18 protein-coding genes are annotated in these 17,763 nt (G+C 59.8%); 7 read left to right on the top strand and 11 right to left on the bottom strand.

Translation table 11 applies throughout. The features are described 5' to 3' along the window. The coding region (locus Q0L62_RS11465; protein ID WP_296679921.1) for a GatB/YqeY domain-containing protein at positions 1–158 on the bottom strand (158 nt) is incomplete at its 3' end. A gap of 154 nt (positions 159–312) precedes the next feature. On the opposite strand from Q0L62_RS11465, the gene carA reads away from it, so the two are divergent. The 3 genes from carA (at position 313) to greA (ending at position 5,737) form a co-directional block, all read left to right on the top strand. Then, positions 313–1,479 carry a glutamine-hydrolyzing carbamoyl-phosphate synthase small subunit gene (gene carA, locus Q0L62_RS11470; RefSeq protein ID WP_296679882.1) on the top strand — a complete coding sequence of 389 codons (1,167 nt, stop codon included), beginning with the start codon at positions 313–315 and terminating at the stop codon, positions 1,477–1,479. Positions 1,480–1,825: 346 nt separating this feature from the next. After that, positions 1,826–5,149: a carbamoyl-phosphate synthase large subunit gene (gene carB / locus Q0L62_RS11475; RefSeq protein ID WP_296679884.1), complete on the top strand. Its 3,324-nt coding sequence runs from the start codon at positions 1,826–1,828 to the stop codon at positions 5,147–5,149. A gap of 111 nt (positions 5,150–5,260) precedes the next feature. Further along, entirely contained in the window at positions 5,261–5,737 is a 477-nt protein-coding gene (gene greA / locus Q0L62_RS11480) for a transcription elongation factor GreA (RefSeq protein ID WP_296679886.1), read from the top strand. Positions 5,738–5,773: 36 nt separating this feature from the next. Here greA and Q0L62_RS11485 read toward each other — a convergent pair whose 3' ends face one another. The 5 genes from Q0L62_RS11485 to Q0L62_RS11505 all read right to left on the bottom strand — a co-directional run bounded on the left by Q0L62_RS11485 (position 5,774) and on the right by Q0L62_RS11505 (position 7,847). Continuing rightward, positions 5,774–6,001, bottom strand: coding sequence for a DUF4170 domain-containing protein (locus Q0L62_RS11485; protein ID WP_296679889.1), 228 nt, complete (start codon positions 5,999–6,001; stop codon positions 5,774–5,776). A 73-nt stretch (positions 6,002–6,074) separates the two neighbouring features. Beyond that, positions 6,075–6,566 (bottom strand): hypothetical protein, encoded by a 492-nt coding sequence (locus tag Q0L62_RS11490; protein ID WP_296679891.1) that lies wholly within the window; start codon positions 6,564–6,566, stop codon positions 6,075–6,077. A gap of 8 nt (positions 6,567–6,574) precedes the next feature. Beyond that, on the bottom strand, positions 6,575–6,928 hold the full coding sequence (locus Q0L62_RS11495; protein ID WP_296679893.1) for a hypothetical protein: 354 nt from the start codon (positions 6,926–6,928) through the stop codon (positions 6,575–6,577). Further along, positions 6,925–7,314, bottom strand: a complete 390-nt coding sequence (locus Q0L62_RS11500; RefSeq protein ID WP_296679895.1) for a phage holin family protein — start codon at positions 7,312–7,314, stop codon at positions 6,925–6,927. Before Q0L62_RS11500 ends, Q0L62_RS11495 begins: the two co-directional genes overlap by 4 nt. A gap of 32 nt (positions 7,315–7,346) precedes the next feature. Next, on the bottom strand, positions 7,347–7,847 hold the full coding sequence (locus tag Q0L62_RS11505) for a hypothetical protein (protein ID WP_296679898.1): 501 nt from the start codon (positions 7,845–7,847) through the stop codon (positions 7,347–7,349). A gap of 284 nt (positions 7,848–8,131) precedes the next feature. Between Q0L62_RS11505 and eno the strand changes: the two genes are divergently transcribed. From eno to Q0L62_RS11525, 4 genes are all read left to right on the top strand, one after another. Continuing rightward, positions 8,132–9,415, top strand: a complete 1,284-nt coding sequence (gene eno / locus Q0L62_RS11510; protein ID WP_296679900.1) for a phosphopyruvate hydratase — start codon at positions 8,132–8,134, stop codon at positions 9,413–9,415. A gap of 129 nt (positions 9,416–9,544) precedes the next feature. After that, a complete protein-coding gene (locus Q0L62_RS11515) occupies positions 9,545–11,629 on the top strand; it encodes a M13 family metallopeptidase (protein WP_296679902.1) in 2,085 nt (694 codons plus the stop codon). Between the two features lie 57 nt (positions 11,630–11,686). Next, entirely contained in the window at positions 11,687–12,766 is a 1,080-nt protein-coding gene (locus Q0L62_RS11520) for an aminoglycoside phosphotransferase family protein (protein ID WP_296679904.1), read from the top strand. A gap of 2 nt (positions 12,767–12,768) precedes the next feature. Next, the gene (locus Q0L62_RS11525) at positions 12,769–13,854 is read left to right on the top strand and encodes a hypothetical protein (RefSeq protein WP_296679906.1); all 1,086 of its coding nucleotides are present in this window, start codon (positions 12,769–12,771) and stop codon (positions 13,852–13,854) included. 3 nt (positions 13,855–13,857) lie between these two features. Here Q0L62_RS11525 and Q0L62_RS11530 read toward each other — a convergent pair whose 3' ends face one another. The 5 genes from Q0L62_RS11530 to Q0L62_RS11550 all read right to left on the bottom strand — a co-directional run. Beyond that, positions 13,858–14,688 (bottom strand): DMT family transporter, encoded by an 831-nt coding sequence (locus Q0L62_RS11530; RefSeq protein ID WP_296679907.1) that lies wholly within the window; start codon positions 14,686–14,688, stop codon positions 13,858–13,860. A gap of 9 nt (positions 14,689–14,697) precedes the next feature. Then, positions 14,698–15,117 carry a 6,7-dimethyl-8-ribityllumazine synthase gene (ribH, locus tag Q0L62_RS11535; protein ID WP_296679909.1) on the bottom strand — a complete coding sequence of 140 codons (420 nt, stop codon included), beginning with the start codon at positions 15,115–15,117 and terminating at the stop codon, positions 14,698–14,700. A gap of 3 nt (positions 15,118–15,120) precedes the next feature. Further along, positions 15,121–16,383: a 3,4-dihydroxy-2-butanone-4-phosphate synthase gene (ribB, locus tag Q0L62_RS11540; RefSeq protein WP_296679912.1), complete on the bottom strand. Its 1,263-nt coding sequence runs from the start codon at positions 16,381–16,383 to the stop codon at positions 15,121–15,123. Between the two features lie 55 nt (positions 16,384–16,438). Next, a complete protein-coding gene (locus Q0L62_RS11545; RefSeq protein WP_296679914.1) occupies positions 16,439–17,245 on the bottom strand; it encodes a crotonase/enoyl-CoA hydratase family protein in 807 nt (268 codons plus the stop codon). Positions 17,246–17,332: 87 nt separating this feature from the next. After that, a partial coding sequence (locus Q0L62_RS11550; RefSeq protein ID WP_296679916.1) for a HupE/UreJ family protein occupies positions 17,333–17,763 on the bottom strand: 431 nt, incomplete at its 5' end.

Genomic DNA, 17,763 nt, shown 5'->3' on the forward strand with positions numbered 1-17,763 from the left:
ACCACCAGCACGTTATCATCGGGCACAAAGCTGGCAGTGCGCAGCTCGATGTCCTTGTCTTTCAATTTGGCGAGGATCAGGCGGACAGCGGAGAGGCGCGGCTTGTCGCCGGCCTTCATCGCGGCAACCTGCGCAGACTTGATCGAGTCGCGAAGCATGTGAGGGATTCCTTGGGTGAAAGCGTATGCGATTGGGGAAAGTCCGACCCTAGCCCAAAGAATCGTGTATTCCTAGGTTGACCGTGGGGTCCAAGGTGTCTAGCCGCCGAGCCTTAGCGACATTGCTGGAACCCACCTATCGGAGCGCCCCTTCATGGCCGACGCCGCCCCCTCGCACGCGCCTCAACCAACAGGCGCGACGGGAGTCCTCGTGCTCGCCGATGGCACCGTGGTGTGGGGCAGGGGATTTGGCGCCCAGGGCAGTGCAGTGGGCGAGGTGTGCTTTAATACCGCGATGACCGGATACCAGGAGGTGATGACTGATCCCTCCTACGCGGCGCAGATCGTCACCTTCACTTTCCCGCACATCGGCAACGTCGGCGTGAACGAGGAAGACCTGGAGGCGAAGGTGGATGGCGCCGTCGGCTGCGTGGTGCGCGAGGATGTGACCGCGCCCAGCAACTTCCGCTCCGAAGGCACCCTTGGCGACTGGCTGGCGAAGAAAGGCAAGATCGGCCTGGCCGGCATCGACACCCGCGCGCTGACCCGCCGCATCCGCCTGGGCGGAGCGCCGAACGCGGTGATTGCGCACAGCGCTGACGGCACGTTGGACATTCCCGCACTGATCAGGCGCGCGCAGGACTGGCCGGGGCTGGAAGGCATGGACCTGGCCCGCGTGGTCAGCCGTGCGGCCAATGAGGACTGGCAGGGCGGCGTTTGGACGCTGGGCAAGGGCTATGCCCGCTCTCCCCACAGCCCGCGTCCGCATGTGGTGGCGATCGATTACGGGGCGAAGGACAACATCTTCCGCAACCTGGTACAGGCCGGGGCGCAGGTGACCGTCGTGCCGGCGCAAACCCCGCTGGACGCGGTGCTGGCGCTGAAGCCCGACGGGGTGTTCCTCTCCAACGGCCCGGGCGATCCGGCGGCGACGGGGATTTATGCCGTGCCGGTGATCCAGGGCCTGCTAGAACGCGACATTCCGCTGTTCGGCATCTGCCTTGGCCACCAGATGCTCGGCCTTGCGGCAGGCGCCAGGACCACCAAGATGCACCAGGGCCACCGCGGCGCGAACCACCCGGTCAAGCGGCTGGAAGACGGCGTGGTCGAGATTACCTCGATGAACCACGGTTTCGCGGTTGATAACGCTGCTTTGCCCGCGGGCGTCGAGGAAACCCATGTGTCGCTGTTCGATGGCTCGAACTGCGGGATTGCGGTGAAGGGCAAGCGCGCGTTCGGGGTGCAGTATCACCCGGAGGCTAGTCCGGGACCGATGGACAGTTTCTATCTGTTTGAGCGGTTTGTGGGGATGTTGGGGTGAGTTTCGAAACTGCCACTAACGAAAGGCTGGCAATCGCGCGGCGATGGGAGGTCACTGCTCGCTGGACGATGTTCGGAGTGATAGTCGGAATGGTGATCACTTGGTTGGCAGGCTATGTCATATTTGTGTTTGCTCTAGTATTCTTCGCAATGCCATCTGCGTCGTTGTTCAATCTGCGCTGTCCTCAATGCGCATGGCTCGTTTACCGGCAACATGGGACTGCAGGTGCTCGCCACTTGAAGGACCAGTTTTCCTCTCCGCTCTTTTCAAAGCAGTTATGGAAACAGCCGAGTGCTTGTTCGAAATGCGGACATTCGTTCCGCCAGAATGAAATTAAGGCGGCCTAATGCCCAAACGCACTGACATCTCCTCGATCCTCGTCATTGGCGCCGGACCGATCATCATCGGCCAGGCCTGCGAGTTTGACTATTCGGGCACCCAGGCGATCAAGGCGCTGAAGGAGGAGGGCTACCGCGTGGTCCTGGTCAACTCCAATCCGGCGACGATCATGACCGATCCCGAGTTTGCCGACGCGACCTATATCGAGCCGATCACGCCCGACGTGGTCGCCAGGATCATCGAGAAGGAACGCCCCGACGCGCTGCTGCCGACGATGGGCGGGCAGACCGCGCTGAACACCGCGCTGGCGCTGTTCAACGACGGGACGCTGGGAAAGTACGGCGTGCAGATGATCGGCGCTGATGCCGACGCGATCGACAAGGCGGAAGACCGCCAGCGCTTCCGCGAGGCGATGGACAAGATCGGCCTTGAAAGCGCGCGCAGCGGCGTGGCGCACAATGTCGACGAGGCCTTTGCCGTGCTCGAACGCACCGGGCTGCCCTCGATCATCCGGCCCAGCTTTACGCTGGGCGGCACCGGCGGCGGCGTGGCCTATAACAGGACCGAGTTCGAGGCGATTGTCCGCTCCGGCCTCGACGCCAGCCCCACCACCGAAGTGCTGATCGAGGAATCGCTGCTGGGGTGGAAAGAGTACGAGATGGAGGTGGTGCGCGATCGCCACGACAACTGCATTATTATCTGCTCGATCGAAAACGTCGATCCGATGGGAGTTCACACCGGGGATTCGATCACTGTTGCCCCGGCGCTGACGCTGACCGACAAGGAATATCAGATCATGCGCTCGGCCAGCATTGCCGTGCTGCGTGAAATCGGGGTGGAAACTGGCGGATCAAATGTGCAGTTCGCGGTTAACCCTGATGACGGCCGCCTGATCGTGATCGAGATGAACCCGCGCGTGTCGCGTTCATCTGCGCTGGCATCCAAGGCGACCGGCTTTCCGATTGCCCGCGTCGCGGCCAAGTTGGCGGTGGGCTATACCCTGGACGAGCTGACCAACGAGATCACCGGGGCTACCCCCGCCAGTTTTGAGCCGAGTATCGACTATGTCGTGACCAAGATCCCGCGCTTTGCCTTTGAAAAGTTCAAGGGTGCGGAACCGCTGCTGTCGACCGCGATGAAATCGGTGGGCGAAGTGATGGCGATTGGTCGCAACTTCAAGGAATCGATGCAGAAGGCCCTGCGCGGGCTGGAAACCGGGCTTGACGGATTCAACCGAGTACTCAGCCTGGAAGGGGCCGGGCGGGACGAGATCACCGCCGCACTGTCGCGCCAGGCGCCGGACCGGCTGCTGCACGTCGGCCAGGCCTTCCGCGAAGGGTTCAGCGTGGATGAGGTTTACGCCATCACCCACTACGACAAGTGGTTCCTGCGCCACATCCACGAGATTATTGCAGAAGAAACCGCGATCATGGAGCAAGGTCTGCCCAACGATGCGGCTGGGTTGCGCCGTTTGAAGGCGATGGGCTTTTCCGACAAGCGGCTGGCAACGCTGGCGGTGCGCGGGATTGGCGTTGCCGGCGGACTGGGGGAAACCAGCGCGCGCCGCTCCGGCCTGCTGCATGACGCATTAAAGGCAATGGCCGGAGCGACTTCCGAAAAAGAAGTGTCCGAGCTTCGCCACAAGCTGGGCGTGGTCCCGGTGTTCAAACGAATCGACAGTTGCGCTGCGGAATTTGAGGCGATTACGCCCTACATGTACTCAACCTATGAGGCGCCCAGCTTTGGTAAGGCCGAAAACGAGGCCATGCCAAGCGACCGGCGCAAGATTGTCATCCTGGGCGGCGGACCCAACCGGATCGGTCAGGGGATCGAGTTTGACTATTGCTGCGTCCACGCTTGCTTCGCCTTGTCCGAAGCGGGCTTTGAAACGATTATGGTCAACTGCAACCCGGAAACGGTGTCAACCGACTATGACACTTCCGACAGGCTCTATTTCGAGCCGCTGACCGGCGAGGACGTGCTCGAAATCCTGCGGGTCGAACAGTCCAGGGGCGAACTCGTGGGCGTGATCGTACAGTTCGGCGGGCAGACTCCGCTAAAACTGGCGCAGGCGCTGGAAGATGCGGGTATCCCGATCCTAGGTACCTCGCCCGACGCAATCGACCTCGCCGAAGACCGCGAACGCTTTGCCAAGCTGGTTAGCGATCTTGGTTTGCGCCAGCCCGAAAACGGCATTGCCCGCAGCCGGGACGAGGCAGTCGCGGTGGCCAACCGGATCGGTTATCCGGTGCTGATGCGCCCCAGTTACGTGCTAGGCGGGCGGGCGATGGAAATCGTCGACAGTGAAGCCCAGCTTGATGATTACATCGCCACCGCGGTTCAGGTCAGCGGCGATAGCCCGGTACTTATCGACCAGTACCTGCGCGATGCGATCGAGTGCGACGTTGATGCGCTGTGCGATGGCGATCAGGTAGTCGTCGCCGGAGTGATGCAGCACATCGAGGAAGCCGGGATCCATTCGGGCGACAGCGCCTGCACCCTGCCGCCCTACAGTCTTCCGGCCGAAATTATTGACGAAATGGAGCGGCAGGCCGAACTGCTGGCCAAGGGACTGGGGGTGATCGGGCTGATGAATATCCAGTTCGCGGTCAAGGGTGAGGACGTTTACCTGATCGAGGTCAACCCTCGCGCAAGCCGCACAGTGCCCTTCGTGGCCAAGGCGATCGGCCAGCCGGTCGCCAAAATCGCAGCGCGGGTCATGGCGGGTGAAAAACTGGCCGATTTTCCGCCGTTCAAGCGCGATTTGCCCTACATGGCGGTCAAGGAGGCGGTGTTTCCTTTCGCGCGTTTTCCGGGGGTTGATCCAGTGCTTTCGCCCGAAATGAAATCTACTGGTGAGGTGATGGGCATCGACGCGACTTTTGCCCAGGCTTTTGCCAAGGCGCAACTGGGCGCAGGGATGCGATTGCCGACCGGCGGTGTGGTCTTTGTCTCGGTCAAAGACAGCGACAAGCCCGTGATCCTTCCCGCTGCGCGCAGCCTGGTAGAACAAGGCTTCTCGCTGATCGCCACGGGCGGCACGGCAACCTACCTGGCTGATGCTGGTATTCCGGTCGAACGGGTCAACAAGGTGGCCGAAGGGCGCCCGCATATCGTCGACAAGATCATCGACGGCGAAGTGGCCTTGATCATCAACACCACGGAAGGCTGGCAAAGCCTGAAAGATTCACAATCGATCCGCGGTTCAGCACTTACCGGAAAGGTTCCGTACTTCACCACGGCGGCGGCATCTTTGGCTGCGGTTGAAGCAATCGCAGCAGTGTCGGGTGCGAACCTTGAAGTAAAGTCGCTGCAAGCCTATTATAGCTGAAACGAACGCGCCTTCCCGACAGCTGCGATAGGCCATTTCCTTTACCAAAGGCGGTAAGGGGCAGTGGCTTAGTCACTCTGCGGATGGCGACACAGAAGGAAGAACAGGGAAATGGCAAGCGTCGAAAAGCTGCCGATGCTGGCGGAAGGCTATGAACGGCTAATCGCCGAGCTGAAAGCGTTTCGCGAAGAACGGCCGAAGATTGTTGACGCTATCGAAGAGGCGCGCGCCCACGGTGACCTGTCAGAAAACGCCGAATATCATGCTGCCAAGGAACGCCAGGGCCAGGTCGAAATGTCGATCGCGGATCTGGAGGACAAGGTCAGCCGCGCCCAGTTGATCGACCCAACCACCCTGTCTGGCGACCGCATCATCTTTGGCGCGACCGTGTCCTTGCTGGACGATGATGACAAGCCAGCGCGTTATCAGATCGTCGGACCTTATGAGGCCGACGCCAAAATCGGCCGGATCAGCTATAATTCGCCGTTGGGCAAGGCCCTAATCGGGCGCCGGGTCGATGACGAGATTGAGGTAACGGTGCCATCTGGCGACCGGTTCTACGTCGTTCAGAAGATTGAATTTATCTGATACGAGAAGGCTCCGGTAAACCGGGGCCTTTTGGTATCAGCGCTTTAACATGTCGGGCTGCAGCAACCGGTGCAAATGCACCACGACATATTTCATTTCGGCATCGTCGACCGTACGCTGCGCTGCAGATCGCCACGCTTCTTCGGCGCTGGCATAATCGGGATAGACCCCGACCACGTCCAGCGCATCGAGATCAACGAATTCCAGATGCTGCGGATCGCGAACGCGTCCGCCCATGACGAGATGAAGTTTCTGATCGCTCATCGCTTACCTTGGGGGAGGGGTGGTGACACCGGCCCCATAGCGATTCGTGCATTTTACGCAAGGGCAGGCGCGGTCAGTCTCCCTGGCGCGCCTTGGTGACGAGCCGCACCGCTTCGCGTGCTGCTGTGGACGCAGCGGTGCGGGCGCGGCTGCCGGCAGAACTGGCAATTCGTTTGACCGTTCGGCGGGCGGGAACAGTGGCTCGGGCCAATTTTTCTGCGCCGTCCTGCTCCAGCTCTGTTACTGCGGTGCGGGCGTGCTGACTGAGCGTCAAGGCGACCTCGGCGGCGGTCGACGCAAGCGCAATCGCCGTCCTGCCAAAACGGCTGCCCTTTCGCTTGGGAACAAGCGCGCCAGCGAGCAGGCCAAGGCCCAGTCCTATTCCAACTGCCAACACGGGATATTCAGCGGCAAGAGAGCGATAGTTTTCGGGCGGGTATGCGTCGGGCAAGTTTGGCAATCTGTGGGGCTGGATCGATCCATCCTGGCTATCGCGCTTGAGGCGTGCTTGTGATGCGGCAACCTTGGCCTTTATCCGCTCTCGCTTGGTTTCGGTCTGGTCCACGGAATGCATCACTCCTGTTCGAAAACTGCCTCATGCTCACCTGCGATGCCATAGTCTGCATGAACATCGGCTTGCCGATTGCGCGCAAAGGGTGCGGCTAACCAACGTAGTGCTGGCGTGCGCAAGAACCACAATGCCGTGATGCCAAAGATTGCACCGATGACTGCCTTGTTGTCTGCGGCAATCTCAATTCCTGCGGCGAGTGTTTCGGTCGTTTCGTTCTTAGCCTTGTCGATCATGCGTTTGGAAATACTGCGCGCTGCCAGATCCTGCTTTATGCGTGTTACGCCAGCCTTTACGTTCGCCCTTGCCTCGCGGCGAATAGCCCGGTCATCGGCAAGGTGACGCTCGGCTTCGGTCACGGCGTATCGTCCTTTTCGGACAGCAGCTGCGCAGTATTTTTCCAGCGACGCGACGCAATCTGCGCACTGAAGGCTGCAAGAATACCAAGACTGGTGACCATGATTGCCGTTGACGCCCAAGGCCCGACCACGCCGGCCAAACCAATCAGCACACCCAATACGATCGCCATGAGCAAGAAGAATACCAGCGCAGCCGCCAGCGCCCCCCAAGCGATAACACCCTTTGCACCGGCACCGGCAACTGATGCCCGGCTCTTCTGGTAAGCCACTTCGGCTTCCACCAGAGTGCGCCCGTCTTCCACCAGGACGCGAACGTCCTCTATCAGCGATCGCTGTGAAGCGAGTTTGGTGGATTCTGTCACATCTTGGGTTTGGTCATCGGCCATTGCGACTGACAAAGCCTGTCCGGCGCGTCAGGTCAATCGCTGGACGCGCTGCCCTTGAAAACTCGTGACAGGACAAATCCGGCAAAGGCCGCAATACCGATGGCGAGACCCGGGCTTTTGCGGACGAATTCCTTTGCGTCATCACCCAGTTCGCCAAGGTCCTTAGATTCAATCTTGGCGGCGGTTTCCTGCATGGTGCGCGCTGCGGTGCGGGCGTAATCGCCATAGCGAGTACCCAACTTGTCGTCGATCGTGCCGGCGTTATCAGCAACGATCTTTCCCAAGCTCGCGATCGCGTCGCTCGTCTTGGCTTTGCCGTCCTTGGCCAGATCGCCCGCCCGGACCTTAGCCTGACCCGCCATGTCTTTGGCTTCTACAACCCAGTCGCTACTGCGTGCAGCAAGCTGTTCTTTGTATTCGCCGGCCTTGACCTGGGCTTCCTTGCCCAAAGCCTGGGCACCGGCACGAGCTTCCTCGATCGCTTTGGTGAACTTTGCCTTCGCTTCGGTTGTACCTGCGGACGCCTTTTTCACGGCAGGTGCCTTGGCTCTAGCCGGCTTTGCCGCTGGCGTCTTGGCAGGGGCCTTCTTCGCGGATGACGCCGACTTCGGGGTCTTGGCGCTGGAAGTGGTAGGAGACTTTGATGCCATCGTCGTTGACCTTTCTCTGCCCGCGAAGTGGGGCCGCATTAAATGTGGTAACGCTCCGCTACGTATGCAAGTTCCCATTGTGCGCCATTGCACCTTGCCTGCCTAGGTCGCGCTGCTACAGCGCAGTCCATCTGACGCATTTCCGCCGCAAAAGCATGAGGCCTGCCATGACCGCGATCATTGACATACACGCCCGCGAGATTCTCGACAGCCGAGGCAACCCGACAGTCGAAGTCGATGTTCTGTTGGACGACGGAAGCTTTGGCCGGGCGGCCGTGCCTTCGGGCGCATCGACTGGCGCCTATGAGGCGGTGGAACTTCGTGATGGCGACCAGGCCCGCTATCTCGGCAAGGGAGTCCTTAAGGCAGTCGAGGCCGTGAACAACGAAATCCGCGACGAACTTATTGGACTTGATGCTGAGGATCAGCGCGATGTTGACGCCACGATGATCGCGCTGGACGGAACCGAGAACAAGAGCCGGCTGGGTGCCAATGCAATTCTGGGTACATCGCTTGCAGTCGTCAAGGCAGCGGCGAATGCGCGAGGACTTCCGCTTTACGCTTATGTCGGCGGTGTTTCGGCCCACATCTTGCCAGTCCCAATGATGAATATCATCAACGGCGGCGAGCATGCCGACAATCCAATCGATTTTCAGGAATTCATGATCATGCCAGTCGGCGCGGATAGCCTGGCCGAAGCGGTGCGTTGGGGCTCGGAAATATTCCACACGCTCAAGAAAGGGCTTCACGAAAAGGGGCTGGCAACCGCAGTCGGCGATGAGGGCGGCTTTGCTCCGAATTTGTCGAGCACGCGCGCAGCGCTGGATTTCATCATGGAATCAATAGGCAAGGCGGGCTTCCAGGCAGGTAGTGAAATCCAGCTGGCGCTGGATTGCGCCGCGACCGAGTTCTTCAAGAACGGCAAATACGAAATCAGCGGTGAAGGCCTGTCGTTAAGCCCGGCACAGATGGCGGAATATCTTGCCGATCTGACGAAAGCCTACCCGATTGTATCAATTGAAGACGGGATGAGCGAAGACGATTTCGAAGGCTGGAAGGCAATCACCGACATGGTCGGCAAATCAGTCCAGCTGGTTGGTGACGATCTGTTTGTAACAAATCCCAAGCGTCTCAGGATGGGCATCGACAAGGGCCTTGCCAATTCGTTGCTGGTGAAAGTCAATCAGATCGGATCGCTTTCAGAAACTCTGGATGCGGTCAGCATTGCTAATCGTGCCGGATATACCGCTGTGATGTCGCACCGTTCAGGTGAAACCGAAGATGCGACGATTGCCGATCTGGCGGTCGCGACCAACTGCGGCCAGATAAAGACTGGCTCGCTCGCCCGCTCAGATCGGCTTGCCAAATACAATCAGTTGATCCGTATTGAGGAGGAGCTGGGCGATGCGGCAGTTTACGCAGGAGCAGCCGCTTTCGGGCGCCGCGCCTGAAACCATCGTCTAACGGCCCAAGGTTTCCGACCAACGGGAATTGTCAATCCGGTGACACCGCGCCTACTACTGTGGCCAATTGGGGGTTTGCCGGGGTGCTGTCGTGCGCCCGTCGTGCGGAGGACTTGAATGACGATGCGTAAAACGAAATTGATCGCAGCCATGATGCTGGGTGTGGCTACGGCAACACTTGGTCCGGTAGCCTGCAAAGCGCCGGAAACGGCCCAGTCCGCCGCAGGTGCCAGCCTGGGCATCGACCCGGCGATGATGGACAAGGGCGTCAAGCCTGGTGACGATTTTTATGGTTTCGCCAACGGTGGCTGGCAAAAGAACACCGATATCCCGGCTGACCGTTCCAGCATCGGCGGCTTCTTCATAGCTAGCGAAACTACCGACAATCAGCTTGGCAAGTTGATGGCGAAGATTTCCAAATCGACATCTGCTGCCGATACCGATGAAGGCCGCATCCGCGATTTTTATAACGCTTACATGGACAGCGCCAAGATAGATGCTGCTGGAATGGCTCCGATCAAGCCGGATCTCGACAGGATAGCCGCGATTGGTGACATCAAATCACTGTCCACAGCAATCGGCGCGTCAATACGGGCTGATGTCGATCCGCTCAACGCCACCAACTTCCAGACCGAAAACCTGTTTGGCGTGTTCGTGACCCAAGCCTTGGCTGGCGGGCAAGTCATGCCATATATTCTGCAGGGCGGCCTGGGCATGCCCGAGCGCGAATACTACCTGTCGGCCGAGCCGAAAATGGTCGAGCTTCGGACTAAGTATCAGGCTTATATCGCACAGTTGCTGACTGAAGCCGGCGTTCCCGAGGCGGACGCAAAGGCAAAACGCATCTTTGATCTGGAAATGAAGATTGCCCAGGCGCACGCAACACGCGAGGAAAGCGAAAACTTTCAAAGCAGCGCCACTGAATGGAGCCGGGCAGACTTTGCCAGCAAGGCCCCCGGCATCGATTGGGAAGCGCTTTTCGGTGCCGCGCAGCTAGGCACTCAACAAAAGTTTGCAGCTTATCATGCCCAGGCCATTTCGCGTCTGTCTGCGCTTGTGGCCTCCGAACCGCTGGATGCCTGGAAAGACTGGCTGACCTTCCATCAGATCAACCAGTACACGTTCGTACTGCCGAGCAAACTTGATGATGCGCACTTTGCGTTTTACGGAGCAGCGCTGCAGGGCGTGAAAGAACAACGCCCCCGCGATAAGCGAGCGCTCGCTCTGGTTAACAAGTACCTAGGTGATGCGCTGGGCAAGGTTTATGTCGAAGAGTACTTTCCTGCGTCGGCAAAATCCGAAGTCGAAGGTATGGTCGGCAACATCAAGAACGCCTTTGCCAAGCGGGTTGAGGCATTGGACTGGTTGGCTCCGGATACCCGAAAAGAAGCCTTGCAGAAGGTCAAGACGATCGAGGTGGCTGTGGGCTATCCCGACACTTGGCGGGATTACGGCGCTCTGAAACTTGAATCAGGCAATGCCTATGGCGATGTGCAGGCAGCATCAAAGGTCACTTACGCTCAGCAGCTTGCCAAGATCGGCAAGCCCCTCGACAAGCGCGAATGGTGGATGAACGCGCAGCTGGTTAACGCAGTAAACTTGCCGGTACAGAATGCGTTGAACTTTCCTGCCGCCATCCTGCAACGCCCATTCTTCGATCCAAAGGCGGATCCGGCCTACAATTACGGCGCGATTGGCGCAGTGATCGGCCATGAGATCAGCCACAGCTTCGACAACAATGGCGCAGCCTTCGATAGCACTGGCAAAATGCGTAACTGGTGGACCCCGGCCGACCTGGCCAAGTTCAACGAGGCAGGAACGGCTCTGGCCGCGCAGTTTAACGCTTATGAGCCGTTTCCAGGCGTCCATGTTAACGGCAAACTGACGCTGGGCGAAAACATCGCCGATGTCGCGGGATTGTCAGCAGCTTACGACGCCTACCGCGCCTCATTGGGCGGCAAGGAAGCGCCGGTGATTGACGGTTACACCGGAGATCAGCGCTTCTTCATTGCCTATGCCCAGGCATGGGCGACTAAGATGCGGGACGAGGCACTGCGTGGGCGGATTGCCACCGATGGCCATGCGCCGGGAATGTATCGCGCGCTGACCGTTCGCAATCTGGATGCTTGGTACAAAGCCTTTGACGTCAAGGAAGGGGACAAGCTTTACCTGCCTCCCGACAAGCGCGTTAAAGTCTGGTAGTTGCCAGCGCCCACCCTCTCGTTTAATCGTTCGTTTAAACGAGAGGGTGTCTGAGGCATGGCGGATTTTCCCGCACAGCCGGAAAACGTTACGGCCGCATGGCTGGACCGATGCCTGCGCGATGCTGGAATAATAAGCGATCAACGTGTTACCGGCTTGACGTGGGAGGCGATTGGAACGGGTCAGGTCGGGGATAGCGTGCGCTTTCATCTGATCTACGACCGAGCCGGCAGCGGCCCGCAAACATTGGCGGGCAAGTTTCCGGCTGCTGACGCGACGAGCCGGGGCACTGCTGCCGCTTTTGGCCTTTATGCCAAGGAAGTCGGCTTCTACCGTGAGATCAGTCAGCAACTCGACGTGCGCGTTCCCCGCGCGTTCGCAGCAGAAATTGGCGACGACGGCATTAAGTTCGTCCTGCTGTTTGAAGACCTGGGTCCGGCACGCGGCGGCAACCAGCTGGATAGCTGCGTCGTTGACGATGCCAGGGCAGCAATTGTTCAGGCCGCCGCGCTTCACGCACCTTCGTGGGGCAATGCGCAAATCCTCCAATGTCCATGGCTGCAGCCTCCACCCCATGTGGCAGATCAGATCCAGGCGCTCTATCCGCATGCTCAAACCCTGTTCAGCGAGCGCTATTCAAAAACACTCGAGCCTGAATACATGGCGATCTGCGAAGGATTGGCCGAAGATGTGGCCCGCGGCCTGGGCCGCAACCGGCCCCATCAATGCCTGATCCATGGCGATTTCCGGCTCGACAATATGCTGTTCGATATTCAGGGCGGGTCGGAACCGATTGCAGTTCTCGACTGGCAGACCACGGCTTTGGGACGGCCCCTTACCGACATCGGCTACTTCCTGGGTTGCGGTATTGGCCGCGAATTGCGCCGCGCACATGAAGCGGAATTGCTTGCGCTCTATTGCGCCGAAATGACGACACGAGGCGTGGCAATGGAGCCAGGCCAAATATGGGACGATTACTGCATCGGTGCGCTACACGGCGTCTCGACCGCCGTGTTCAGCGCGGCTTATGTCGAGCGCACACCGCGCGGCGATGCCAATTTTCTCTCCATGGCCCGTGGGGCCTGCGACCTGGCGATGGAACACGATTCGCTCGGCGTTCAACGAAAGGCCGGCTGATCATGGTTTTGACCAAGGGCGACGATTATCCGCTGCATCAGACGCCCGAACCGATCGCCTACGCCGGAACCGACCGCAATTTCTACGATCGGTATTTTTTTAATGGATACGCCCCCGATGGATCGGATTTCTTTGCCGTCGCGCTGGGTATATATCCGCACCTTAACGTAGCCGATGCGCATTTTTCCACGATCCGCGAAGGGGTCCAGCACTGCCTCCATGCCAGCCGCGAACTGGGCATGGAACGAATGGATATGGAAGTAGGGCCGATCCGTATCGAAGTAATCGAACCGCTGCACAAGCTGCGTATTGTCGTTGATGGTGAAGGTTTCAAGGCTGATCTGACGTTCACCGGCCGGGCGTTTCCAATCGAAGAACCGCGCTTCATCCACCGCATCGGCCCACGCACGTTCATGGATTATACCCGGATGACCCAGAACGGCCATTACTGGGGCTGGATCGAAGTGGACGGAGAACGGCGCGAGGTGGCTGCAGGCACTGTCGGCACTCGTGATCGCAGCTGGGGCGTAAGGCCCGTGGGCTCGCGCGATGAGCAGCCGCACGGGGAAGGCGTGATGCCCGGATTCTTCTGGCAGTGGACTCCGCTCAACTTTGCGGATCGCAGCGTGTTTTTCCATGTCAACGCTGACGCCAGCGGCCATCAATGGAATACCCGCGCCGTAATTGCGCAGGACGGAAGTGGATCTGGCCAGCTATTTGAATCACAGGGCACCATGGCGGCGACGTTGCAGGATGGAACCCGCTGGCCCCAAGGTGGGAGCCTGACCATAGCAGGTCCGGACGGCCCGGAAACGTTGACGTTCACGCCAGTCGGCCGATTCCAGATGCGAGGGATCGGCTATACTTCACCCAAATGGAACCACGGGCTCTATCACGGCAAACTGGCGGTCGAGCGTGAAGACTTCGGTTTGGGCCAATGTGACCCGCAGAGCATGGACAACTTCCATGTCCAGCTTGCGTGCAAAGTCAGCAGCGACCGTCACGGCGAAGGGTTTGGCGTTTTCGAACAGTTGATCATCGGACCGTATGGGCCGCTCGGCCTGAACGGTTTCATGGACCTTGGGTGACGGTTAATTCGCCAGAATCAATACGGCGGCGCCAATCGCGATCGTCAACGCACCGGCCAACCGCGCCTTTCCGACGCGCTCTTTGAGTATGACAACGGCGATGGCTATCCCGAACACGATTGACGTCTCCCGCAAGGCGGCCAGACGCGGCACATCGCCAAGGCGATAGGCCCACAGCGCCAGGCCATAGGTGGCAATCGACAAGGCTCCGGCAATAAGCCCAGGGCGCCACTGTCGCCGCGCTTCGGTCACGAACCGCGGGCCGCGCCACAAAGCGAAAAGCGCGCCTACTCCAAAACCCAAAAGCAGAAACACCCAGACAATATAACTCAGCGCGCAAGGTGCTGCCCGGACGCCCTTGGCATCAATCACGGTGTAGGCTGCAATCGTCGCACCGGTCAGCAGCGCCCAGGCCAGCGCCCGGCGATCCGGTGCGTTCCACCATGCGACCAGCAATGTACCCAGGGTGACAAGAGCAATACCAAGCGCCGTTGTTATGGTGATCGGATCGCCCAGCCACACAACCGATACCAGAGCGGCCACAACCGGCGCCGTGCCGCGCATGACCGGATAAACGGCGCTCATGTCCGCGCCTTCAAAGGCTTTGATCACTGCCACCAGGTACAACAGATGAACCGCGAACGATGCGAGCAGCCAGCCGGCAGCCGCTACAGGGAATGGCACCACGAAGGCCAATGGGAGTACGAACAGCGCGCTTGATCCGTCTATCAGGGCGCGGCTCGACATCTTGTCACCGCCAGATTTTAGGATCGCGTTGACCATCGCATGCGCCGCGCCCGATGCCAGCATCAGCAGCGCTGCGGTCTGCACCATGGGAAATTGTCAGGCGAACTTTTCGCGCAAGGCGAGCAAGGCCATCGCTGCTTTCGCTGCCTCTCCGCCCTTGTCCTTTTGTGCAGGATCGGCGCGGACGAGAGCTTGTTCCTCGTTCTCTACAGTCAGGATGCCATTGCCAATTGCCATGCCGTCCATCGTCAAGGCCATGATACCGCGCGCGCTCTCGCCCGCGACGATCTCGAAATGATAGGTCTCGCCCCTGATCACGACACCGATCGCAACATAGCCGTCAAAGCGTTGCGCTTCTTCGGCCAATGCTATTGCGCCTGGAATCTCCAGCGCGCCGGGTACGGTCAGCACCTCGACCTTGTGGCCAGCTGCCTTCAATGCCTGGCGGGCACCATCGATCAGCATGTCGTTGAGGTGATCGTAGAATCGCGCTTCGACGATAAGGAAATCAGCCATGGGTCAAGCCTCCGGTATGGGGCGTTCGCCCACGATGTTGAGGCCATAGCCTTCGATAGCAACGACGTTGCGGTGGGAACTGCTGAGCAGGATCATGTCGTGAACGCCCATGTCGGCCAGGATTTGCGCCCCGATGCCATAGGCGCGCAGGTCCATGTCTGCAGCGGGTGCCTCTTCGCCTGAACTGCCTTCGCGCGGAAGGATCAGCAAGACAATCATGCCGCTGCCGTGACGTCCAATTTCAGCCATCGCGCGTTGCAGGATGCGTTTGCGGGGGCCGGGCTGGCCCAGCATGTCATCCAGGATCGAGATCGTGTGCACCCGGGCCAGGGTCGCATCGCCTGCTGCGACGGCACCTTTTTGCAGCACGAAGCTGTCGGTTCCATCGACCTTGTTGCGGAAGGTGATCAGCTTCCAGTCGCCGCCGTAGTCCGAGGTGAAGGGCACTTCGGCCACGCGTTCAACCAGGTGGTCATTCTTGCGGCGGTATTCGATCAGGTCGCGGATCGTGCCCATCTTCAGACCATGGCGACGCGCGAAAGGAACGAGGTCGTTCATCCGTGCCATCGTGCCGTCTTCGTTCATAATCTCACAGATTACGCCCGATGGGTTGAGCCCGGCCAGCCGCGCAATGTCTACAGATGCTTCGGTATGGCCGGCCCGAACCAGCACCCCGCCGTCGCGTGCGATCAGCGGGAAGACGTGGCCCGGCGTAACGATATCCTGCCGTCCCTTGCTTGCATCTATCGCCACCGCAACGGTACGGGCTCGATCGCCGGCAGAGATACCGGTGGTGACGCCTTCGCGCGCCTCAATTGAAACGGTGAACGCCGTTTCGTGGCGCGTGCCGTTATTGCGGCTCATCAGTTCAAGGCCAAGATGCTCGATGCGGTCACGGGTAAGGGTCAGGCAGATCAGCCCGCGGCCGTGCATGGCCATGAAGTTGATTGCGTCGGGCGTCGCCATCTGTCCGGGGATGACAAGATCGCCCTCGTTCTCGCGGTCTTCATCATCGACCAGGATGAACATGCGGCCATTGCGCGCTTCCTCGATGATCTCTTCGATTGGAACCAGCACCGGACTTTCATCGCTGTCCCACAGGAACGCTTCCAGCTTGCGCAGAGTTTCGGTGGTGGGGTTCCAGACGTCCTCCGTGCAATCGCGCAAGGTGTTTGCGTGGAGCCCGGCTGCCCGGGCCAGGCCGGCGCGGGACATTCCGCCATCAGTCACAAGGCGGCGGACGCGATCAATAATGTTCGTGGACATTTTTGGCGCCTATCACATTAAAATGTGACCTTCAAGCGCACTCACATTCTATTGATCAATCGCCTTTGAATACGGGTGCGCGCTTGGCAAGGAACGCGTCGACCGCTTCTTCGTGATCGCCGGTCGCATGTGCGACAGCCTGCATCGCGGCCGACATTTCCAGCACGGTTGCCAGATCCGAACGGCGTGCCTCCCAAAGCAGGCGCTTTGTCATCCGCACGGCAAACGGGGGATTGGCTGCGATCTTGTCCGCCAAGGTCTGCGCGGCGATCAGCAACTCTGCATCGGGCACAACCTTTGAGACCAGTCCGCAGGCCAAGGCCTCGTGCGCGTCAATGATGTCCCCTGTCAGAGACATTTCTGCGGCTTTGGCAAAGCCGATCACCCGCTGAAGCAGCCACGCCCCGCCATCACCCGGAATTATTCCCAGCTTGACGAAGCTTTCGGCGAATCTGGCGCTTTCTCCGGCAATGCGCACGTCGCACATGCAGGTCAGGTCAAGTCCGGCGCCTATTGCCGGTCCGTTGACCGCTGCGATTACCGGCACTTCCAGCGCTGCGAACGCCAACGGAAGCTGCTGGATGCCGCGTTTGTAATTGCCGCGGGTACGCGCGGGTAGTCCACCATTGAGACCGCCGGCGTTGGGCTTCATCGCATTGATGTTGCCGCCCGAACTGAAAGCCTTGCCCGCCCCGGTAAGGATGGCGACCCTGACGGTGGGGTCAGCCTCCATCCGGTCCAAAGCGCCCAGCAGGCCGTCAATTACGTCCGGCTCGGAAATGGGGTTGCGCAGTTCCGGGCGATTAATCGTCAGGGTAACGACGCCATTGGCGGCAGCTGCGTAAAGGACTGCATCTTCCATCGTCTAATTCCTTTTGCTGGCCGCTGCGATAGCAAGTCGATCTGCCTAGCGCCTATAAAGTTCGCAGCGCCCTGTCGCCTGCAAAGTTCAACCGGCCAAGCGCTGGATGAACCAGAAGCTGGCAATTGTACCGATCCCATAAGTGGCGGTAAGCGTTGCAGGACGCAGCATCGACGGCGCGGCGCGGCGCAGCAGTGCCATAATGGCTAGCACGCCTGCAACGATCGCCAGCTGGCCCAGTTCGACCCCCAGATTGAACGCGAGCAGCGCGGTTGGCAGATCATTTTCAGGAAGGCCGATCGCCCTGAGCGCGCCTGCAAAGCCGAATCCGTGGATTAGGCCGAATGCAAAGGCGGCCAGCCAGGGCGCGCGTTGCGAAAGCCGGGGCCGGGATGGTTTTTGCTTGGCGATCTCTACAGCCAGGAACACGATTGACAGTGCGATCAGTGCCTCGACCGGGGCTTGGGCCAGCCCGAACAGACCCAGGCTGGTCCCCGCAAGCGTTATGGAATGCGCCA

It is taken from the genome of Novosphingobium sp., assembly GCF_024642085.1.
In the GTDB taxonomy this organism is placed as follows: domain Bacteria; phylum Pseudomonadota; class Alphaproteobacteria; order Sphingomonadales; family Sphingomonadaceae; genus Novosphingobium.

Coding starts and splice junctions, on each gene's coding strand:
- carA (WP_296679882.1), top strand. CDS start 313: ATGGCCGACGCCGCCCCCTCGCACGCGCCTCAACCAACAGGCGCGACG.
- carB (WP_296679884.1), top strand. CDS start 1,826: ATGCCCAAACGCACTGACATCTCCTCGATCCTCGTCATTGGCGCCGGA.
- greA (WP_296679886.1), top strand. CDS start 5,261: ATGGCAAGCGTCGAAAAGCTGCCGATGCTGGCGGAAGGCTATGAACGG.
- Q0L62_RS11485 (WP_296679889.1), bottom strand. CDS start 6,001: ATGAGCGATCAGAAACTTCATCTCGTCATGGGCGGACGCGTTCGCGAT.
- Q0L62_RS11500 (WP_296679895.1), bottom strand. CDS start 7,314: ATGGCCGATGACCAAACCCAAGATGTGACAGAATCCACCAAACTCGCT.
- eno (WP_296679900.1), top strand. CDS start 8,132: ATGACCGCGATCATTGACATACACGCCCGCGAGATTCTCGACAGCCGA.
- Q0L62_RS11515 (WP_296679902.1), top strand. CDS start 9,545: ATGACGATGCGTAAAACGAAATTGATCGCAGCCATGATGCTGGGTGTG.
- Q0L62_RS11520 (WP_296679904.1), top strand. CDS start 11,687: ATGGCGGATTTTCCCGCACAGCCGGAAAACGTTACGGCCGCATGGCTG.
- Q0L62_RS11525 (WP_296679906.1), top strand. CDS start 12,769: ATGGTTTTGACCAAGGGCGACGATTATCCGCTGCATCAGACGCCCGAA.
- Q0L62_RS11530 (WP_296679907.1), bottom strand. CDS start 14,688: ATGGTGCAGACCGCAGCGCTGCTGATGCTGGCATCGGGCGCGGCGCAT.
- ribH (WP_296679909.1), bottom strand. CDS start 15,117: ATGGCTGATTTCCTTATCGTCGAAGCGCGATTCTACGATCACCTCAAC.
- ribB (WP_296679912.1), bottom strand. CDS start 16,383: ATGTCCACGAACATTATTGATCGCGTCCGCCGCCTTGTGACTGATGGC.
- Q0L62_RS11545 (WP_296679914.1), bottom strand. CDS start 17,245: ATGGAAGATGCAGTCCTTTACGCAGCTGCCGCCAATGGCGTCGTTACC.